Source organism: Ancylobacter sp. WKF20 (assembly GCF_029760895.1).
GTDB lineage: Bacteria > Pseudomonadota > Alphaproteobacteria > Rhizobiales > Xanthobacteraceae > Ancylobacter.
Genome location: NZ_CP121679.1, coordinates 2038689 through 2057305, shown reverse-complemented (window position 1 = coordinate 2057305; position 18617 = coordinate 2038689). Strand labels below are relative to the sequence as shown.

Here is an 18617-nt window from a genome sequence, read left to right as displayed (position 1 = left end):
TTGGCGAATACCTTCGAGACGTAGCACGCCTTAGGCCGGCCCGGAACAGCGGCACGGCGCCGCTGTCCCGGAAGGTTTCACAAGCTGGCGCCGGGGCCGGGCGTGGCGCCGGGCGGGCACTTGCCGAGGATGATCATGCCGAGCACCTCGTCCTTGGTGACGTCCGTCGTACGGGCGCTGCCCACCAGCTTGCCGTTCTTCATCACGCTCACCCGGTCCGCGAGGTCGAACACATCGTGGATGTCGTGGCTGATGAGGAAGATGCCGATGCCTTCCGCCTTGAGCTGCTTGATCAGCTCGCCCACCTGCGCCGTCTCCTGCGGGCCGAGCGCGGCGGTCGGCTCGTCCATGATCAGGATCTTGGCGTTGAAGTGGATGGCGCGGGCGATGGCGACCGACTGGCGCTGGCCGCCGGAGAGGCCGCGTACCGGCTCCTTGAACTTGCGGAAGTTCGGGTTGAGGCGGCCCATCACCTCGCGCGTCGCCGCCTCCATGGCCACGTCGTCGAGCGTGCCCCAGGGGGTCATCAGCTCGCGGCCGAGGAAGAGATTGGCGGCGGCGTCGACATTATCGGCGAGCGCCAGCGTCTGGTAGATCGTCTCGATGCCGTAGCGCTTGGCGTCGCGCGGGTTTGAGATGTCGGCCTTCTCGCCGCCGATACGGATCTCGCCGGAATCCGGCCGGTAGGCGCCGGCGAGGATCTTGATGAGGGTGGACTTGCCCGCGCCATTGTGGCCGAGCAGGCCGACGACCTCGCCCGGATGCAGATCGACGCTGACATTGTCGACGGCGCGGATGCCGCCGAAGGAGATGGCGATGTCGCGCATCTCGACGAGCGGCGTGCCGGTGCGGGCGGCGGGTGCGGTGGTGGTTGCGACGCTGTTCATGTGCCGGCCCTCACTTGAAGCGCTTGCGGTAGACGGTGTCCAGCCACACCGCGAACACGAGGACGATGCCGACCACGATGTTCTGGTACGGCGTGTCGACCCGCATCAGCACCATGCCCGACTGAAGGCTCTGCATCACCAGCGCGCCGATCATGGCGCCGGCGATGGTGCCCGAGCCGCCCGAGAGCGAGGTGCCGCCGATCACCGCCGCGGCGATGACGTAGAGCTCGTCCAGCGTGCCCTGCGCGTTGGTCGCCGAGTTGAGGCGGGCGGTGGAGATCGCCGCGCCGATGGCGGCGAGCGCCCCCATCAGCGCGAAGACGGCGAGCGTCACGCGCTTGGTGTTGATGCCGGCGAGTTCGGCCGCTTCCGGGTTGCCGCCAATGGCGAAGACGTAGCGGCCAAAGCGGGTGCGGTTGGTCACGAAGGTCATGACGATGCCGACGGCCAGCGCTACCAGCACGGGCACGGCATAGCCGAAGCTGATGCTCAGACCCTCCGGCGGCACTTCGATGCCGGCGGCCTCGGCGTAGCGGCGGGCGAGCGCGGCGGGGAGCGTGTAGGCGTTGACGATCAGCGTCGCGCCGATCACCGCGAGGCAGCCGGCGACGATGGTCGTCACCTCGGCCCAGACGGGCTTCAGCGGGAAGTGGAAGCGCTGGCGCTGGCGGCGCGCCTGCACCGTCGCGAAGGCGATGGCGAGGCAGGCGATCACCGCGACGACCCAGCTCCAGGTGGCGCCGATGGAGCCACTGGCGCCGCCGCCGAGCAGCTTGAAATTGTCGTCGACCAGCGGAATGGTCTTGCCCTCGGCCACCGCCCAGGCGGCGCCGCGCCAGACCAGAAGGCCGCCCAGCGTGACGATGAAGGCGGGCACGCCGAGATAGGCGATGACGAAGCCGTGCAGCGCGCCGATGGCCGCGCCCACCGCGATTCCGGCGATGAGCGTGAGCGCCATGACGGCGGGATGGTTGAAGCCGAAGGTCGGCATCAGATAGCTGACCTGGAACACCGCCATGATCATGCCGGTGACGCCGAGGATCGAGCCGACCGACAGGTCGATGTGGCGCATCACGATGATGAGCACCATGCCGGTCGACATCACCGCGATGGACGAGCTCTGGACCGAGAGGTTCCAGAGATTGCGCGGGGTCAGGAAGGTGCCGTCGGCCAGGAAGTCGAAGACGATCCAGATGGCGGCGAGGGCGCCGACCATGCCGAGGAAGCGCATGTCGATTTCAAGCGCGCGGATGAACGAGGTCGGCGCGGCCTGGGGTGGGGATGACGAGACGGGCGTGGCCGCCGTCGTGGTTTCGGTCATGAGCGTCCTCCTGGGGGCGGCGGAGCGTGGCCGCGCGGGCCTCAGGCCTGTCGCGCGGGGCGCCTTATGGGGATGCGGCGGGACCGAAGCCCCGCCGCATGCTCTCTAGGGTCAGTCGCAGGCCTTGACCGTGCCGGGCTTCACGCCCTGGCAGACGGTCGCCTTCGGCACCCAGCCGGCCTCGATGATCACGCCCAGATTGTCCTTGGTGATCGGGATCGGCTTCAGGAAGGTCGAGTTCATCGCCTGCTTCTTCGGCCCGCCGGTGAAGGTGGTGGTGCCGGGGATCGCCTTGGCATCGGTGCCCTTGGCGAGCGCGAGGGCGATTTCAGCGGCCTTCTTGCCGAGTTCGCGCGAGTCCTTCCACACCGACACAGTCTGGGTGCCGAGCGCGATGCGGTTCAGCGCGGCGAAGTCGGCGTCCTGGCCCGAGACCGGCACGGAGCCGGCAAGGCCCTGCGCGGCGAGGGCGGCAATGGCGCCGCCGGCGGTGCCGTCATTGGAGGCGACGACCGCGTCCACCTTGTTGTTGTTGGCGGTCAGCATCTGCTCGGTATTGCGCTGGGCATTGGCCGGCAGCCAGCTGTCGGTATAGGCCTCGCCGACATTCTTGATGTCGCCCTTGTCGATGGCGGCCTTGAGGGCTTCCATCTGGCCGGAGAACAGGAAGTCGGCATTCGGGTCGGAGGCCGAGCCCTTGATGAAGATGTAATTGCCCTTCGGCTTCACCTTCGCGACTTCGAGCGCCTGCAGGCGGCCGACTTCCTTGTTGTCGAAGGTGATGTAGTAGGCATAGGGGTTCTCGATCAGGCGGTCATAGCCGACGACCGGGATGCCCTCGTTCTGCGCCTTGGTGATGGCGGGGGCGATGGCGTCCGAATCCTGCGCGAGGATGATGAGGGCGGTGGCGCCCTGCGCGATCAGCGCCTCGACATCCGAGAGCTGCTTGGCGGCCGAGGACTGCGCATCGGCGGAAATGTACTTGGCGCCGGCGGCAGCGAGCGCCTTCTTGATGGCGGCCTCGTCGGTCTTCCAGCGCTCTTCCTGGAAGTTCGACCAGGAGACGCCGACCACGGGCTCGGCGGCGCGGGCGGCGCCTACGGTGACGACGGTCGCCAGCGCGGCGAGGGTAAGGCTCAGGCTCGACTTCATGCGTTCCTCCCAAAGGGTGAGATGCGGGGCGCCGCTCGGCATTGGCGCCTCAGCCTGAGGCGTGCCGCGGTCATTTTTGACGTTCGAACCTCAAAGGGACGAAACGCCCTGTTTTTTGGTCGGTCGTGCAAGACCGACTGAACCTCATCATACCTCAAAAAGACGGGTCAGCGGCAGTGATTAGCAAATTCCTTAGGCAATGACCCTGACCTTTTGGTCTAATCTCAAGGCTTCGCGTCCTGAGTTGCGTACCTCAGATTTTGAGGGCAACATGACGGTATGTCCAGACCCCTTTCACGCATCACCCTCCAGGACGTGGCCCGCGAGGCCGGCGTTTCGCTGGCGACGGCTGATCGCGTGCTCAACGGGCGGACCGGCGTGCGCGATGCGACCGCCGGGCGGGTGAAGGACGCGGTGGCGCGTCTGGGTTACCGGCCGAACCTCGCCGCGGCGCGTCTGGCGCGGGGCGAGACCTACCGATTCTGTTTCGTGCTGCCGGCGGGCTCGAACGTCTTCATGCGGATGCTGGCCGAGCAGGTCGCCAACACCGCCCAATGGCTCGCCGCTAACAACGCCTATATCGACACAGTGCGCGTCGATGTCTTCGCCCCGGAAACGCTGGCCGCGACCCTCGAGGGTCTGATGGGTCGCTATGACGGCGTGGCGGTGGTCGCGCTCGATCACCCGCGCGTGCGGGCGGCGATCGACGATCTCGTGTCGTCCGGCATCGCGGTCGTCACGCTGGTCTCGGACGTGCCATCCTCGCACCGGCTGCATTATGTCGGCATCGACAACATCGCCGCTGGGCGCACCGCTGGCACGCTGATCGGTCGATTCGTCGGCGGGCGCACGGGTTCCATCGGGCTGATCGTCGGCACACCGGCGCTGCGCGACCATGCCGAGCGGCAGTTCGGCTTCATGCAGGTGTTGTCGGGCGAGTATCCCGGCCTTACCGTGCTCCCCGCGCAGGAAAGCCTCGACGATGAGGAACGCGCCGAGGCCATCACCGCCCGCCTGCTGCGCGAGGTTCCGGATCTGCTCGGCATCTACAATGTTGGCGCCGGCAATCGCGGCATCGGCACCGCCATCGTGGCGGCGGACCGGACTGAGAGCCTCGTCTTTATCGGCCATGACCTCACCGACGACACGCGCCGCTTCCTGCTGCGCGGCGTGATGGACGCGGTCATCAACCAGGATGCCGGCCACCAGTCGCGCTCGGCTGCCCGTGTCCTGCTGGCCCATTGCGCTGGGGAGCCGCTGCTCAACGAGCAGGAGCGTATCCGCATCGACATCTTCCTGCGGGACAACCTCCCGTGATCCCACCCCTCCGCGTACAAGGAATGTGAGGCATGTTTCTCGGCCTCGATATCGGAACCTCCGCCGTCAAGGCGGTGCTGGTCGACGGCGACCAGAAGGTGCTCGCCACCACCGAGACGCCGCTCGCCATCTCGCGCCCGCATCCTGGCTTCAGCGAGCAGAACCCGGAAGACTGGTGGCAGGCGACGCTCGACAGCATCGACGCGCTCAAGGCCCAGCAGCCGGCGGCGCTGTCGGCCGTGCAGGGCATCGGCCTCTCCGGCCAGATGCACGGCGCGGTGCTGCTGGATGCCGCCGGCGCGGTGCTGCGCCCGGCGATCCTGTGGAATGACGGCCGCTCCTCGGCGGAATGCCGTGAGCTTGAAGAACGCTTCCCAGCACTGCACCAGGTGGCCGGCAATCTCGCCTTTCCCGGCTTCACCGCGCCCAAGCTGATCTGGGTGAAGAAGCACGAGCCGGAGATTTTCGCCCGCACCGCCAAGGTGCTGCTGCCCAAGGCCTATGTCGGCTATCGCCTGACCGGCGAGATGGTCGAGGAAATGTCCGACGCCTCCGGCACGCTCTGGCTCGACGTGGCGCGTCGCGACTGGTCGGACGAGGCGCTCGCCGCCACCGATCTCTCGCGCGATCACATGCCACGCCTCGTCGAGGGCAATGCGGCGGCGGGCCGGATCAAGGGGGAACTCGCCGCGCGCTGGGGCATGGCGACGCCGCCGGTGCTGGCGGGCGGGGCGGGCGACAATGCCGCTGGCGCTGTCGGCCTCGGGGCGATCGGCGCGGGCAATGCCTTCGTCTCGCTCGGCACCTCCGGGGTGCTGTGGGCGACGACGGATCGCTATGCGCCCAACCCCCAGTCGAGCGTCCACGCCTTCTGCCACGCCATCCCCGCCACCTGGCACCAGATGGGCGTGATCCTCTCCGCCGCCTCGGCGCTCGGCTGGTGGTCGGAGGCGATGAAGATCGCGCCGGGCGACCTGCTCGCGCCGCTCGGCGACGCGCCAAGCGCGCCCTCGCCGGCGCTGTTCCTGCCCTATCTCTCCGGCGAGCGCACGCCGCACAACGACACCGCGATCCGCGGCGCCTTCATCGGGCTCGACCATGACGCCTCGCGCGAGACGTTGACGCAGGCGGTGCTGGAAGGCGTCGCCTTCGCCTTCAAGGACTGCCTCGACGCGCTCGGCGCGGCGGGCACGAAGCTCGATCAGGCCGACGTCATCGGCGGAGGCTCGCGCTCGCGCTTCTGGATCGGCGTGCTGGCCAATGTGCTCGGCCTGCCGCTCAACCGCATCGAGGATGGCGAGCGCGGCGGGGCCTTCGGCGCCGCACGTCTCGCCCGCATGGCCGCCACCGGGGAGGCGCCCTCCAGCGTGTGCCTGCCGCCGCGCCGGCTCGAGACCATTCATCCCACCCCCGACCTGCAAAACGCCTATGCGGCGCGGCACGCCCGTTACCGGGCCCTGTACCCCGCCTTGAAGGGAGCGACGTCATGACCAGCCCGACCGGGTTCTTCCCCACCACCGCGCCGCTCACATATGCCGGCCCGGACAGCCACGACCCGTTCAGCTTCCGCTGGTACGACAAGGACCGCGTCGTGCTCGGCAAGCGAATGGAAGAGCATCTGCGCTTCGCCGTCGCCTATTGGCACAGCTTCACCTGGCCGGGTGGCGACCCGTTCGGCGGCGAGACCTTCTTCCGCCCGTGGATGCACGGCGCCGACGAGATGACGCTGGCGCGCGCCAAGGCGGACATCGCCTTCGAGCTGTTCAACATCCTCGACGTGCCGTTCTTCGCCTTCCACGACCGCGACATCGCCCCGGAAGGCGCGACGCTCGCCGAGTCGAACGCCAATGTGCGGGCGATCGCCGAGATCTTCGCGCGGAAGATGGAGACCTCGAAGACCAAGCTGCTCTGGGGCACGGCCAACCTGTTCTCCAACCGCCGCTTCATGGCGGGCGCCGCGACCAACCCCGACCCGGACGTGTTCGCCTATGCCGCCGCGCAGGTGAAGAACGTGCTGGAAGTCACCCATGAGCTGGGCGGCGAGAACTATGTGCTGTGGGGCGGCCGCGAGGGCTATGAGACCCTGCTCAACACCGACCTGAAGCGCGAGCTCGACCAGCTCGGGCGCTTCCTCAACATGGTCGTCGAGCACAAGCACAAGATCGGCTTCAAGGGCACGATCCTGATCGAGCCGAAGCCGCAGGAGCCGACCAAGCACCAGTACGATTTCGACGTCTCGACCGTGTACGGCCTGCTGTGCCGCGCCGGGCTCGAAAAGGAAGTGAAGCTCAACATCGAGGCGAACCACGCGACCCTCGCGGGCCACAGCTTCGAGCATGAGATCGCCATGGCCGCTGCGCTGGGCGTGTTCGGCTCGATCGACATGAACAAGGGCGATGCGCAGTCCGGCTGGGACACCGACCAGTTCCCCACCAATGTCGAGGACACCGCGCTCGCCTTCTACGAGATCCTGCGCGCCGGCGGCTACACCACCGGCGGCACGAATTTCGACGCCAAGGTGCGCCGCCAGTCGATCGACCCGGAAGATCTCGTCATCGCCCATGCGGCCGCGATGGATGTGTGCGCGCGCGCCCTGCTGGTCGCCGCCGACATGATCGAGGATGGCGCCCTGCAGAAGGCGGTCGACGCCCGCTATGCCGGGTGGGAGCAGCCCGCCAACAAGGCGATGCTGGAGCCGGGCGCCTCCCTCGACTCGATCGCCGCCCGCGTGGCGTCGGAGAATCTGAACCCGCAGCCGCGTTCCGGCCAGCAGGAGCGGCTTGAAGCCCTTGCGGGCAGCTATTTCCGCTGATCCAGCGGAAATCCCGCCTGCGCCGGCACCCGCGAGCTGGCGCAGGCGGCTCTTTGTGATCGACGTGCATGATTGACTTGGCGGCAATTCCCCCTTTCGATCGGCACCGGGAGCGACTGTTGAATCGTCGTCCGGCGTCGTTGCGCCGTGGCAGGGCCATCATGGGCCCGTCACGCGCGTGAATGAAGCTCGCCGAAAACGGCGAAGCCTTAAAGGGGTAGGAAATGCGCCTTCGTCTGACGGGCCTCATGGCGGTTGCTGCCGCGGCCCTTTCCATCACCGCCGCCGACGCCCAGATGCGCCCGCCTGCGGCGCTCAGCAACCAGATCGTCGACGTGCCGGAAAAGCCAGGCTATGTGCCTGCGCCGGACGAGGAGCAGCTCGACCCGCAGCTGCGCCGCCAGCCCGTGTTCTTCCGCAACAACGAGCCGCCCGGCACGATCATCATCCACACCAATGAGCGGTTCCTCTATCTGGTGCTCGGCCCGTCCAGCGCGCTGCGCTACGGCATCGGCGTCGGGCGCGAGGGCTTCCAGTGGTCGGGCCTGCAGAAGGTGAGCCGCAAGGCCGAGTGGCCGGACTGGACGCCGCCGCCGGAAATGATCCAGCGCCAGCCTTATCTGCCGCGCTTCATGGCCGGCGGCCCCGGCAACCCGATGGGCGCGGCCGCGCTCTATCTCGGCCAGACCGTCTACCGCATCCATGGCACCAACATGCCGGACACGATCGGCATGGCCGTGTCGTCGGGCTGCTTCCGTCTGGTGAACTCGGACGTGCAGGACCTCTACAACCGCGTGCCCGTGGGCACCAAGGTCGTGATCCGGCAGGCGCCGGAACTCTGACGCCGCTGCATCGCATCGTTCGACTGGGGGAATTATGAACAAGCTCGCATGTGCGCTGGCCGCTGCCGGCGCTCTCTTCGCGACGGGCCTCGCGCACGCCGATACGCTTGCCGATGTGAAGGCGCGCGGCACGCTGAAATGCGGCGTGAGCCAGGGGCTCGACGGCTTCTCGGCCAAGGACGACAAGGGCCAGTGGACCGGCTTCGACGTTGATTTCTGCAAGGGTGTGGCCGCCGCCGTGCTCGGTGACGCGACAAAGGTCGAGTATGTGCCGCTCTCCGCGGAGGCGCGCTTCCCGGCTCTGCAGAAGGGCGAGGTTGACCTGCTCTCGCGGAACTCGACCTGGACGCTGCAGCGCGAGGCGGAGCTCAAGCTGCTCTTCGCCGGCATCTCCTATTATGACGGCCAGGGCTTCCTCGTGCCGGCCTCGAAGAACGTGATGGGGGCGCTGGAGCTGAACAACTCCAAGGTCTGCACCCAGCGCGGCACCACCAGCGCGCTGAACGCGCAGGACTATTTCCGCCAGAACAACATGGCGCTGGAGTTGATCGAACTGCCGACCGTCGACGAGGTCGTGAAGGCCTATGCCGACGGCAAATGCGACGTGCTGACCACCGACGTCTCTCAGCTCTATGCGCTGCGCCTGAAGCTGCCCAAGCCCGCCGACCATGTCGTGCTGCCCGACGTCATCTCCAAGGAGCCGCTCGGCCCCGTGGTGCGGCAGGGCGACGATGCGTGGCTGAACGTGATGAAGTGGAGCCTGTTCGCGCTGCTCAACGCCGAGGAGCTCGGCATCAGCCAGGCGACGCTCGATCAGGCGCTTGGCTCGCAGAAGCCGGATGTGAAGCGCTTCGTCGGCACGGACGGCACCTATGGCGAACAGCTCGGCCTGACCAAGGACTGGGCCGTTCGCATCATCAAGAGCGTCGGCAATTACGGCGAGGTGTTCGAGCGCAATGTCGGCACCGGCTCCAAGCTCGGGATTCCGCGCGGCATCAACCAGCTCTGGAGCATGGGCGGCATCCAGTACGCCCCGCCGATCCGCTGAAGTTGGCGGCGCTCTGAAACACCATAGCCGGCGGCTCGCGAACCGCCGGCTTTTTCATGCCGGCCCGTTGACGGGCGCGCGGTTCCGGGCGCATTGGGCGGCATCAGAACAACCACGACATCCCAGGGGAGGGATCATGTCCGAACTCAGCCTTGCCGCCGCCCAGACGATTCTCGCCACCGCGCTGGAGCAGTGCCGCGCCGGCAATTTCAAGCCGATGGCCGTGGTCGTGCTCGATGCGCGCGGCGCCGTGAAGGCCGCCGCCTCCGAGGATGGCACGAGCCTCAAGCGTTTCGAGATCGCCCATGGCAAGGCCTATGGCGCGCTCTCGCTCGGCATGGGCTCGCGCTCCATCTTCAAGCGCGCCAAGGAGCAGGCCTTTTTCGTCGGCGCGGTCAGCCACGTGGTCGGCGGCGCGCTGGTGCCGGTGCCGGGCGGCGTGCTGATCCGCGATGGGCAGGGCGCGCTGGTCGGCGCCGTCGGCATTTCCGGCGACACCTCGGAGAATGACGAGGCGGCGGCGCTCGCCGGCATCGCGGCGGCAGGGCTCGCTGGCGACCCCGGCGCCGACTGAGCTACCGCCTAGAACCGGATGCGCAGGGCAGCGGTGACGCTGTTCTGCGTCGTCCCGTCACCGAACTGGCCGCCATAGGCCAGCGCGAGCTGGCCGAGCGGGCCGACGGGCAGGGCGATACCTGCCTCCACCAGAGCCGCGTCCTCGGCGATGGGGACGCCGGTGGTGGTGAAGGACGAACTGCCGATGGCGAAGCTCTGGCTCTGGCTGGGCAGCGTGTCGCCAAAGGCATGCTGCCAACCGATGGCCGCCGACAGCAGGCCGGTCGCGCCACCCACGGGAACCGCCTGGGTCACACGCAGGCCAAGCGTCGAGAAAGTGGTCGCGACATCGGCGCTGTCGACGTCAAGCGCGGCCTCGCCGCCCGTCTCGCTGTAGCTGTCGGCCGCGTACCGGACATAGGCGAGGTTGGCGAAGGGCTCGGCCCGTAGCGCGCCCATCTCGACGCCGTAGCCAAGCTCGCCGAAAGCCTGAAACAGGCTCGCGTCGTAGGCGCCGCTCAGCGTTTCCGCAAAGCCGTTGAAGGCAACGCTCCGGCTGGTGTCGATTTGGCTCCAGCTGTTGGCGATTCCCGCCCGCACCGCCAGCGCGCCCCAGTCGCGGCCGGCATAGATGCCAGCGTGCCAGCTATCGGCATCGGCGGCAGAGGCCTGACCATCGAGATTGACCGAGGTGGTGCTGTAGCCGCCGAGAATGCCGAGCCGCCAATCGGCGAGCACCGCGTCCGCGCCCATGACGAAGCCGCCCGTATCGCTGGCGACGCCTGCTGCATTGCTTGAGCCGTCGAGGGTCGACCAGGCGCCGAAGCCTTGGGCCCAAAGCGTCGCCAGCGCCGGGGCGGGGGCCTCGGTTCCGGCCTTTGTCGGGAACGGAGCCGGGGAGGCCGGCGGTGTGGCGTAGAACAGCGGCGCGACCGACATCCCGGCCGGAGCCGAACCATCCGCGTCCGCGCGCAGACGGGCGCCGGCCATGTCGCGCAGGATGTGGCTGTCTCCCACCAGAACGCTGGCGGTCGAGGGGCCGATGCCGCCGGCGAGCTGCGCGAGAGCCGAGGGAGCGGTGTCGAAATTCAGCGAGAACACCGCGTCGGCAAGGCTGGGGCCGCTGGTGGCCGTGTCGGTCGGGATGGTCTCAAGCGCGTTGGCAACGGCGACCTGGTTGTGCGTCCGCGCCGCCAAGGCCAGCGGCACGTCGCTGCGCACGCTCTGAGCTGTCACGCCGCCCGCATCATAGCTGAGGGCGATGTCGAGGAACGGATAGGCAGCGCCGAACGGGTCGTTCACGGTCGCGAAGCTCCCAATGACACCGCCGGTGGCGTTCAGCACACTGAAGCGCGAAAATCCGACGACCGTTCCGGGCTGCGCTATGAGTTCGAGCCTCGCCCCCGTGACGGTTGCGGTCCCGCCCGCAGCGATGAGATCGCTGGAGCCCCCGGCCCCGATCTCGGCCGCATAGACGGCGCCGGGAGCGATGATGACATTACCGCCGACCGTGACGGTGCCGATGGAATTGCCGGGTGCCACGGTGCCCGCGAGGATGTCGAGATTTCCAGTAATGGCGCCGGTGCCCCCATACTGGCCGTCGCTCGTCACGCTGCCGATCACCGTGCCGTTGTTGCTGAAGCTGCCGGAGGAGGTGACGGAACTCGCCAGCGTGCCGTCATTCAGCAGCGCGCCGTTATTGACGATCAGGCTGCCGCCGACCGCCGTCACGGTTCCCGCATTGTAGAAGCTGGCGCCGGGAGCGATCGTGACCGCGCCGACCAGCGAGCCCGACACCGCCAGCAGGCCACCGCTGACAGTCGTGCCGCCGGTGTAGGAGGCGTTGCCCGCGAGCACGAGGGCGCCGTCACCGACGAGCTCAAGTCCGCCGTCGCCACCGATGTCATTGGCCCACACATCGAAGGCGCTGTAGCCCCCGGCGGCGCTGCTCATGGTGACGACCTGGATGCAGCCCGTCGCGCCTTCGCCACCGCAATTGAGCGCGCCGAAGCCGTCCGCAGCGGCGTAGAGGTTCAGCCGCGCCCAGCCCGATCCATTATCGAACAGGCTGCCCGAATCGATCTCCGTGGTCACCAGCACTTCCCGGCGCTGGGCGGCCGAGAGGTAGGGAAAACGCGAGGCGATCAACGCTTCCGCCCCTTGCGGCACGACGGGGGCGAGGCCGGTCGTGCCGATGCTGGGCAGGCCATAGGTCAGGTAGTAGGTGTAGTAGTCGCGGGGTGCGGCGAACTCCGCGGCGGTGGGAATGGCCCCGGCGCGGATGCAGCCCACCACATCGCCGGCACAGGCCGCGGCATAGGGCGACCCGTTACCGCCGCCAATGAGCCCCTGAAGCTCGGCGCTCGCAGCCGTCAGCTCCGAAAGCGGAACGCTGTAACTGTCGCCATTCAACCAGCGGGCGATATTGTAGGTGGCGATCAGGCGGCCGCCGATGGTGTCGATCGGGTGGTGGACGCCGAAGATGTTCCTGGAGAGGGCGAACTCGATGCCCGCCATCAGGAAGTCCTTGTAGTATTGCGGGGCCATGATGCCGGTCAGGATGGCCAGTGTGTTCCCGGCCGTCGAATGCCCGCTCGGAAAGCCCGGGCTTGTCACGTAGCCCCCCCAATCCTGCGCCTGATAGCCGGACGGCACGGCGCTGCTTTGCTGGATCGTGACCGCGAGGGCGGACGTCTGTTCTGTGGTCCAGGGATTGCTGTTGATCGCGTCGAAGACCACGAAGGGGCGGGGGTCGAGCGGATTTTGCGCCACATATTGCGGCAGCACGGTGTAGGCCGCGTTGTAGGTCGGCGTGGGGAGCCCGGCGAAATAGGTCTTCATCGTGCCAGCCAAATGCCCGAGTTCGCCCATCAGCGTGTCCGTTACGCCGAGATAGGCGCCGCTCGGTGCGTTCGGCCCGGGGTTCAGCAGCGAGCCAGCGTTCATCAGGTCGCTCAGCTCGGGAACGGCATGATTCCAGATATTGTAATAGATCACCGTGCCTTGAAGCTGGCTGTCGAGCGCGGCGGTCTGTTTGCGTTCATAGCTTGACGAGGCATAGATCGAGATCACCGTGGCCTCGTTCTGCTGAAGCACAGCCTGGCCCTCCGGGGTTGTCGCCAAGGTGGCGAAGTTGCCCAGCAAGATCTCGTTGCAGGCGTTCATGCTGCCGCAGCCTGGTGTCTGCGCCTGCCCCGCATGAGAGCCGAGAAGGAGAGCGCCCATCACCACCGTGACTGTGGTGAAAAGCTGCGGTGCGCCGCGACCGCTCCTGTTTATACGCGTCATAGCCCCGCCCCACTTGTGGCTGCTGTCACCTGCCCATTCCCCGGGAAGACGCTAAACGCGTGCGCGTCCCCCTATCAAGTCGTCTCTCACGTTATCCCAATTCGTGCGGCATCAACGCCGCGCGATAGGAGTTTAATTTGTCACTGTCCGCTCGTTTCAAGCGGTGCGAAACTTCTCGATAAAGTTTAGCGGAACCGACTCCTTTTAACGGAGTTGTCTCGGTACAGTCACTCGCTCCGGCGATTAAGTGCGTCATAGAATTGTGTCGCATTGATCGCCAAACGAGCTCTTTTCTGACGTTAAGATTATCGTATCTGTCCGGAAAGCTGTCTTCGAGGATAAGAATCATGAAGAAATTTACCGTCGCCATCGCCGCTGCAGCGACGCTTTTCTTGGCGAGTCTCGCGCCCGCCGTCGCCGCCCCATGGAATGACACGGGTACCTCGCGCAATGGCAGCATGAGCGAACTCGTTCAGCACACGCAGGCGCGGCCCGGCCGCCATTACGGGCGTGGCCCTCACATGGAGCGGCCCAATCGCGGCTATTACCGCCAGGCCAACCGCCATTATTACAATGGCCAGCGGGGCTATAATTACTACCGTCCGGGCTATCGCCAGCATAATGGCTGGTGGTTCCCCGCTGGGGCCTTCGCGGCTGGCGCGCTGATCGGCGGCGCGATCGCCGCGCAGCCCAGCTATTCGGCCCCGGCCGGGGGCGGCGGACATGTGTCGTGGTGCTCGCAGCAGTACCGCTCGTACCGCGCCTCGGACAACACGTTCCAGCCTTATGGCGGCCCGCGCCAGCAGTGCGTTTCGCCCTATAGCTGATCCGTTTTTACCAAGATGAGCGCCCGTCCTGCCAAGGCAGGGCGGGCGTTTTCTGTTGCGGCGTTCCGCTACGCCATGGATTGCGTCCGGCACCGGCCCGGCTCACAAAGATGCGCCGCCTCTCCGGTCGGCATCCCGTGAGTCCGGCGCGCCGACACGATGAGCGGCCGCCTTCGGCAGGAAATCTCAATCGTGGATATTGCCACTCTCTATGATCGCAGCGACGCCGTGGGGCTGGCCGAGCTGGTCCGCACGCGCGAGGTCACGCCCGGCGAGTTGCTGGACGAAGCGTTGCGCCGCGTGGAAGCGCTGAACCCCAAGCTAAACGCCGTCACCATGTTGCGGGAGAATGTCGCCCGCCGGCTGATCAGTGAGGGGCTGTGCGAGGGTCCGCTGCGCGGCGTGCCGTTCCTTATCAAGGATCTCGGCTGCGAGGCGATCGATTTTCCCTCGAACAACGGCTCGCGGCTCTTCGCCGATACCCATTACGGCAAGGATTCCTCGATCTATGCCCGCATCAAGGCGGCGGGACTGGTGACCTTCGGACGCACCACCTCGCCCGAGGGCGGCGTCGGGCCGACAACCGAGGCTGCCGTCTATGGCGGGCCGACCCATAATCCGTGGAATCTCGCCCACACGCCCGGCGGCTCCTCGGGTGGAGCGGGTGCGGCGGTCGCGGCGGGCATCCTGCCGGCGGCGCATGGGTCGGATGGTGGTGGCTCGGTGCGCATTCCCGCCTCGAGCTGCGGTCTCTACGGCTTCAAGGCGACGCGCGCCCGCCTGCCTGATGGTCCCTATGTCGGGGAAGGCTGGGCCGGCATGGCGATTGATGGCTTCCTCACCCGCTCCGTGCGCGACAGCGCCGTGCTGCTGGATGCCTGCCAGGGGCCGGACCTCGGCGCTCCCTATGTCGCTCCCCCGCTGGAGACCGGCTACCGCAAGGCGATGGACCTGCCCACCCGGCGTCTGCGCGTCGGCTTCGCCACCACCTCGCTGGTCGGGGAAGCCATCCATCCCGAGTGCCGGGCGGCGGTAGAGAGGGCAGCGAAGCTGCTGGAGAGCATGGGCCATATCGTAGAGGAGGCGCTGCCGCAGTCCGACACGCCCGGCATGATGGCGGCCTGGACCAAGATCGTCGCCTGCGGTTCCGCGCTCTCGGTGGAGAGCGCCGTGCGCCGGCGCGGCCGGCCGCTGGAAGAGGGCGAGATCGAGGGGATTGCGCGCGGCGCCATCGCCTATGCCCGCACGGTGAGCGGTGCGGACTATCTCGAGTCGATCAACAAGGTCCACGCCTATGGGCGCGAGATGGCGACCTTCTTCGAGCGCTACGACGTGCTGCTGACGGCGACTTTGGCCGAGCCGCCGGCGCAGCTCGGGCGGTTCAACCATCGCTCCGACGATTATGTCGACTACCGCATGGGGCCCGGACAGGTTTTCGCCTACTCGCCCTTCACCGCCGCGTTCAACGCCTCCGGCCAGCCCGCCGCCTCGCTGCCGCTGCACTGGACGGCGGACGGGCTGCCGGTGGGCGTGCAGATCGCCGCGGCCTTCGGCAATGACGAACTGCTCATCAACCTCAGCGCCCGCATCGAGGAGGCGCTGCCGTGGTTCGACAAGCGCCCGCCCGTCAGCTACGCGGCGCTGCGCTCATAGGTGATGTCGCCGCCGCAGATCGTGGCGGCGACCCTCAGCTCATCAATGGCCTCCGGCGCCGTCGCCTCGATGTCGCCGGAGAGGATCACGACGTCGGCCATGTAGCTGGGCTTCAGCACGCCCTTGCGGTCTTCCGTGAACTCGGTGAAGGCGCCATCCGCGGTGAAGCCGGCGATCGAGTCGATGAGCGACTGCCGTTCATCCGGCGCGCCCTCGAAGATCGGGCCGCGCGTCATCGCGGTCTTGATGCCATAGAGCGGATCGAGGGCGGCCACCGGCCAGTCGCTGGCGAAGACGAGCCGCGCGCCGGTGTTGCGGATGGTCTGCCAGGAGTAACCGAACTTCAGCCGTTCCTTGCCGATCATGGAGAGGATCGGCTCGGTCGGGTAGGCGCCGCCCGGTGCATGGGTCGGCTGCATCGAGGCGATGACGCCGAGCTCGGTGAAGCGCGGCAGATCTGCGGGGGCGAGCAGTTCGATGTGTTCGATGCGGTGCCGGCTGTCGCGCGGGCCATTGGCGCGGCGGGCCGCCTCATAGCCGTTCAGCGTGCGGTTGACCGCCGCGTCGCCAATGGCGTGGACAGCGATCTGGAAGCCGAGCCGGTCGGCCTCGACGCAGATGGCATCGAACTCCTCCGCCTCGAAGAAGGACGAGCCCTTCACGCCTGGCCGGCCGCAATAATCCTCGAACATGTGGGCGGTGTAGGATTCCACCACGCCATCCATGAAGATCTTGACGAAATCCGCCTTCAGCCGGTCGGACGTCCAGCGCCGGCGCATCTCCTCGGCCTTGCCGAGATCGGCCAGCGTCATGCCGGGGATGTAGCGGAAGGGCACGCGTCCGCGCACGATCATCCCGCCGGCGCGCTCGATCTCCTCCATCAGCTCCAGCTGATAGAAGTTGCCGTCCATGTTGTGGAAGCTGGTGATGCCCAGCGAGGCGCAATAGGCGAGGCCACGCTCGATGAGCGAGCGGTCCACGGCCCGCTGGGCGGCCGTCGGCGGGGAGGCGGGTTCCTTGCCGAGCAGTCCCAGCGCGTCGCGCCCACCGCTCGGGGAGAGGGCCGCCATGGGCGCGAAGGCCTCGAACTCCAACAGTTCGCCTGTGGCGAGACCATCGGCGCCCATCACCACCTCGGCGCCCGGCGGCGTGGCATAGCCGGTGAGGATGCCGGCGAGCTTCAGCGCCGGGGTGTTCGCCCACATGGTGTGATGGTCGCTGGCGAAGAAGGCGAGGGGGCGATCGGGGAGCACGCGGTCGAGGATATGCCGGGTGATCGGCTCATCGGCGCCAAACATGGCATAGGCGGCCTGCTCGACCATGAGCAGGCCATCGCCCGGCTCGGCCGCCGCCCGGGCGCGCACTGCCGCGGCGATGGCGTCGAAGCCCGTCACACCGGCGAGCGACAGGTTGGAGAGCTGCGCGCCGCCGGTGAAGAGATGGATGTGGCTGTCGATGAAGCCCGGCAGCACGCTAGCGCCCCCGGCATCGATCCGCCGGGTGGCCGTGGGGGCGATCTCCGCGATGTCCGCGCGCGAGCCCACCGCCAGAATGAGGCCGTCCTTCAGCGCGATCGCCTCAGCCCGCGGGCGGGTCGGATCAAGGGTGATGAGGCGGGCATTTTCGATCACGAGATCGGCGGTCGGCATGGCGGCTCCCAAATTTTAGACCGTCCCAAAATTTGATCACATTCTTAGCCGGACGCCTTGTCGCCCGCCAAGCCGTCTAATAGGCTCCCCTCAACAATAACGGGCGCCCGGTTCCACGGCGCCCGCAGAGCGGCGATCAGACGAAAACAGGTGCGAGTATGCCGGACCCTTCCTTGGCGCGGGAACAACGTGTGGCCATTGAGGCAAGGGGGATCGTCAAGGAGTTCGGGCAGGGGCCGACCGCGCTTCGGGCCCTCGACAATGTGTCGATCGCGATTCGCGAGAATGAGTTCTTCACCCTCCTCGGACCGTCCGGCTGCGGTAAAACTACACTGCTGCGCATGATCGCCGGCTTCGAGTATCCGACCGAAGGCGCCATCCTGCTGCATGGCGAGGACATTGCCGGCCTGCCGCCCTTTAAGCGGCCGATCAACACGGTGTTCCAGAGCTACGCCCTGTTTCCGCACCTCACCGTGCGCGAGAACATCGCCTTTGGGTTGGAGATGCTCGGCAAGCCCAAGGCGGAGATCACCAGCCGCGTCGCCGCCATGCTGAAGCTTGTGCGGATGGAGGAACTGGCTGGCCGGCGCACCGACCAGATTTCCGGTGGCCAGGCCCAGCGCGTCGCGCTCGCCCGCGCGCTGGCGCCGAGCCCGAAGGTGCTGCTGCTCGACGAGCCGCTCTCGGCGCTCGACTACAAGCTGCGCAAGGAGATGCAGATCGAGCTCAAGCGGATGCAGAGCGAGACCGGCATCACCTTCGTCTTCGTGACGCATGACCAGGAAGAAGCGCTCACCATGTCCGACCGCATCGCGGTCATGTCCAAGGGCAAGGTGCTGCAGATCGGCTCGCCCTGGGACATCTATGACAAGCCGGCCGATCGCTTCGTCGCGGACTTCATCGGCGAGACCAACCTCCTCACGGCGGCCGTTATCGGCACGTCCGGCGGCATGGCGCGGGTGCGTCTTTCCTCCGGCGCCGAGATCGACGCGACGGTTGCCGAGGGTGCCGCACCCGCCAGCAGCGTTACCGTTGTGGTGCGCCCCGAACATGCGCGGGCGGTGGCGACGGGCGGCCAGCTTTCCGGCACGGTGGAGAACGTCGTCTATTTCGGGACCGACACGCATATCCATACGCGGCTGAGCGACGGCGCCGTGTTCATGGTGCGCCAGCAAAACTCGCGCAGCCAGTCCTGCGGCTTCGTGGTGGGCGACCGCATTGGCATCGACATCGCCGCGGATGCGGCCCAGGTGCTGAGGGACTGAC

The 18617-nt window shown here is 67.3% G+C and carries 14 protein-coding genes; 9 read left to right on the top strand and 5 right to left on the bottom strand.

Features of this window, described 5'->3' with window-relative positions:
* Positions 1-77: 77 nt before the first annotated feature.
* The 3 genes from AncyloWKF20_RS09625 to xylF all read right to left on the bottom strand — a co-directional run bounded on the left by AncyloWKF20_RS09625 (position 78) and on the right by xylF (position 3360).
* Complete coding sequence (locus AncyloWKF20_RS09625; RefSeq protein ID WP_279317628.1) at positions 78-887, bottom strand: ATP-binding cassette domain-containing protein; 810 nt, start codon at positions 885-887, stop codon at positions 78-80.
* A gap of 10 nt (positions 888-897) precedes the next feature.
* Positions 898-2208, bottom strand: a complete 1311-nt coding sequence (locus AncyloWKF20_RS09620; RefSeq protein WP_279317627.1) for a sugar ABC transporter permease — start codon at positions 2206-2208, stop codon at positions 898-900.
* 111 nt (positions 2209-2319) lie between these two features.
* Positions 2320-3360, bottom strand: a complete 1041-nt coding sequence (gene xylF, locus AncyloWKF20_RS09615; protein ID WP_279317626.1) for a D-xylose ABC transporter substrate-binding protein — start codon at positions 3358-3360, stop codon at positions 2320-2322.
* 279 nt (positions 3361-3639) lie between these two features.
* Between xylF and AncyloWKF20_RS09610 the strand changes: the two genes are divergently transcribed.
* The 6 genes from AncyloWKF20_RS09610 (at position 3640) to AncyloWKF20_RS09585 (ending at position 9953) form a co-directional block, all read left to right on the top strand.
* Positions 3640-4677 (top strand): LacI family DNA-binding transcriptional regulator, encoded by a 1038-nt coding sequence (locus AncyloWKF20_RS09610; protein WP_279317625.1) that lies wholly within the window; start codon positions 3640-3642, stop codon positions 4675-4677.
* Positions 4678-4709: 32 nt separating this feature from the next.
* Positions 4710-6167: a xylulokinase gene (xylB, locus tag AncyloWKF20_RS09605; protein WP_279317624.1), complete on the top strand. Its 1458-nt coding sequence runs from the start codon at positions 4710-4712 to the stop codon at positions 6165-6167.
* Entirely contained in the window at positions 6164-7489 is a 1326-nt protein-coding gene (xylA, locus tag AncyloWKF20_RS09600) for a xylose isomerase (protein WP_279317623.1), read from the top strand. Before xylB ends, xylA begins: the two co-directional genes overlap by 4 nt.
* A 224-nt stretch (positions 7490-7713) precedes the next feature.
* Positions 7714-8331, top strand: coding sequence for a L,D-transpeptidase (locus AncyloWKF20_RS09595; RefSeq protein ID WP_279317622.1), 618 nt, complete (start codon positions 7714-7716; stop codon positions 8329-8331).
* Between the two features lie 34 nt (positions 8332-8365).
* Positions 8366-9379: an amino acid ABC transporter substrate-binding protein gene (locus tag AncyloWKF20_RS09590; protein ID WP_279317621.1), complete on the top strand. Its 1014-nt coding sequence runs from the start codon at positions 8366-8368 to the stop codon at positions 9377-9379.
* A 136-nt stretch (positions 9380-9515) separates the two neighbouring features.
* Positions 9516-9953 carry a heme-binding protein gene (locus AncyloWKF20_RS09585; RefSeq protein WP_279317620.1) on the top strand — a complete coding sequence of 146 codons (438 nt, stop codon included), beginning with the start codon at positions 9516-9518 and terminating at the stop codon, positions 9951-9953.
* A gap of 8 nt (positions 9954-9961) precedes the next feature.
* On the opposite strand, the gene AncyloWKF20_RS09580 is transcribed toward AncyloWKF20_RS09585, so the two are convergent.
* Positions 9962-13099, bottom strand: coding sequence for an autotransporter domain-containing protein (locus AncyloWKF20_RS09580; protein WP_279317619.1), 3138 nt, complete (start codon positions 13097-13099; stop codon positions 9962-9964).
* A gap of 470 nt (positions 13100-13569) precedes the next feature.
* On the opposite strand from AncyloWKF20_RS09580, the gene AncyloWKF20_RS09575 reads away from it, so the two are divergent.
* Both AncyloWKF20_RS09575 and AncyloWKF20_RS09570 read left to right on the top strand, forming a co-directional pair.
* Positions 13570-14049 (top strand): BA14K family protein, encoded by a 480-nt coding sequence (locus AncyloWKF20_RS09575; RefSeq protein ID WP_279317618.1) that lies wholly within the window; start codon positions 13570-13572, stop codon positions 14047-14049.
* Between the two features lie 192 nt (positions 14050-14241).
* Positions 14242-15702 carry an amidase gene (locus tag AncyloWKF20_RS09570; RefSeq protein WP_279317617.1) on the top strand — a complete coding sequence of 487 codons (1461 nt, stop codon included), beginning with the start codon at positions 14242-14244 and terminating at the stop codon, positions 15700-15702.
* Here the strand turns inward: AncyloWKF20_RS09570 and AncyloWKF20_RS09565 are convergent.
* A complete protein-coding gene (locus AncyloWKF20_RS09565) occupies positions 15681-17351 on the bottom strand; it encodes an amidohydrolase (RefSeq protein WP_279317616.1) in 1671 nt (556 codons plus the stop codon). The genes AncyloWKF20_RS09570 and AncyloWKF20_RS09565 overlap by 22 nt on opposite strands.
* A 158-nt stretch (positions 17352-17509) precedes the next feature.
* Here AncyloWKF20_RS09565 and AncyloWKF20_RS09560 point away from each other — a divergent pair, with 158 nt between their 5' ends.
* Positions 17510-18616, top strand: a complete 1107-nt coding sequence (locus tag AncyloWKF20_RS09560; RefSeq protein WP_279317615.1) for an ABC transporter ATP-binding protein — start codon at positions 17510-17512, stop codon at positions 18614-18616.
* Position 18617 lies beyond the last annotated feature (1 nt).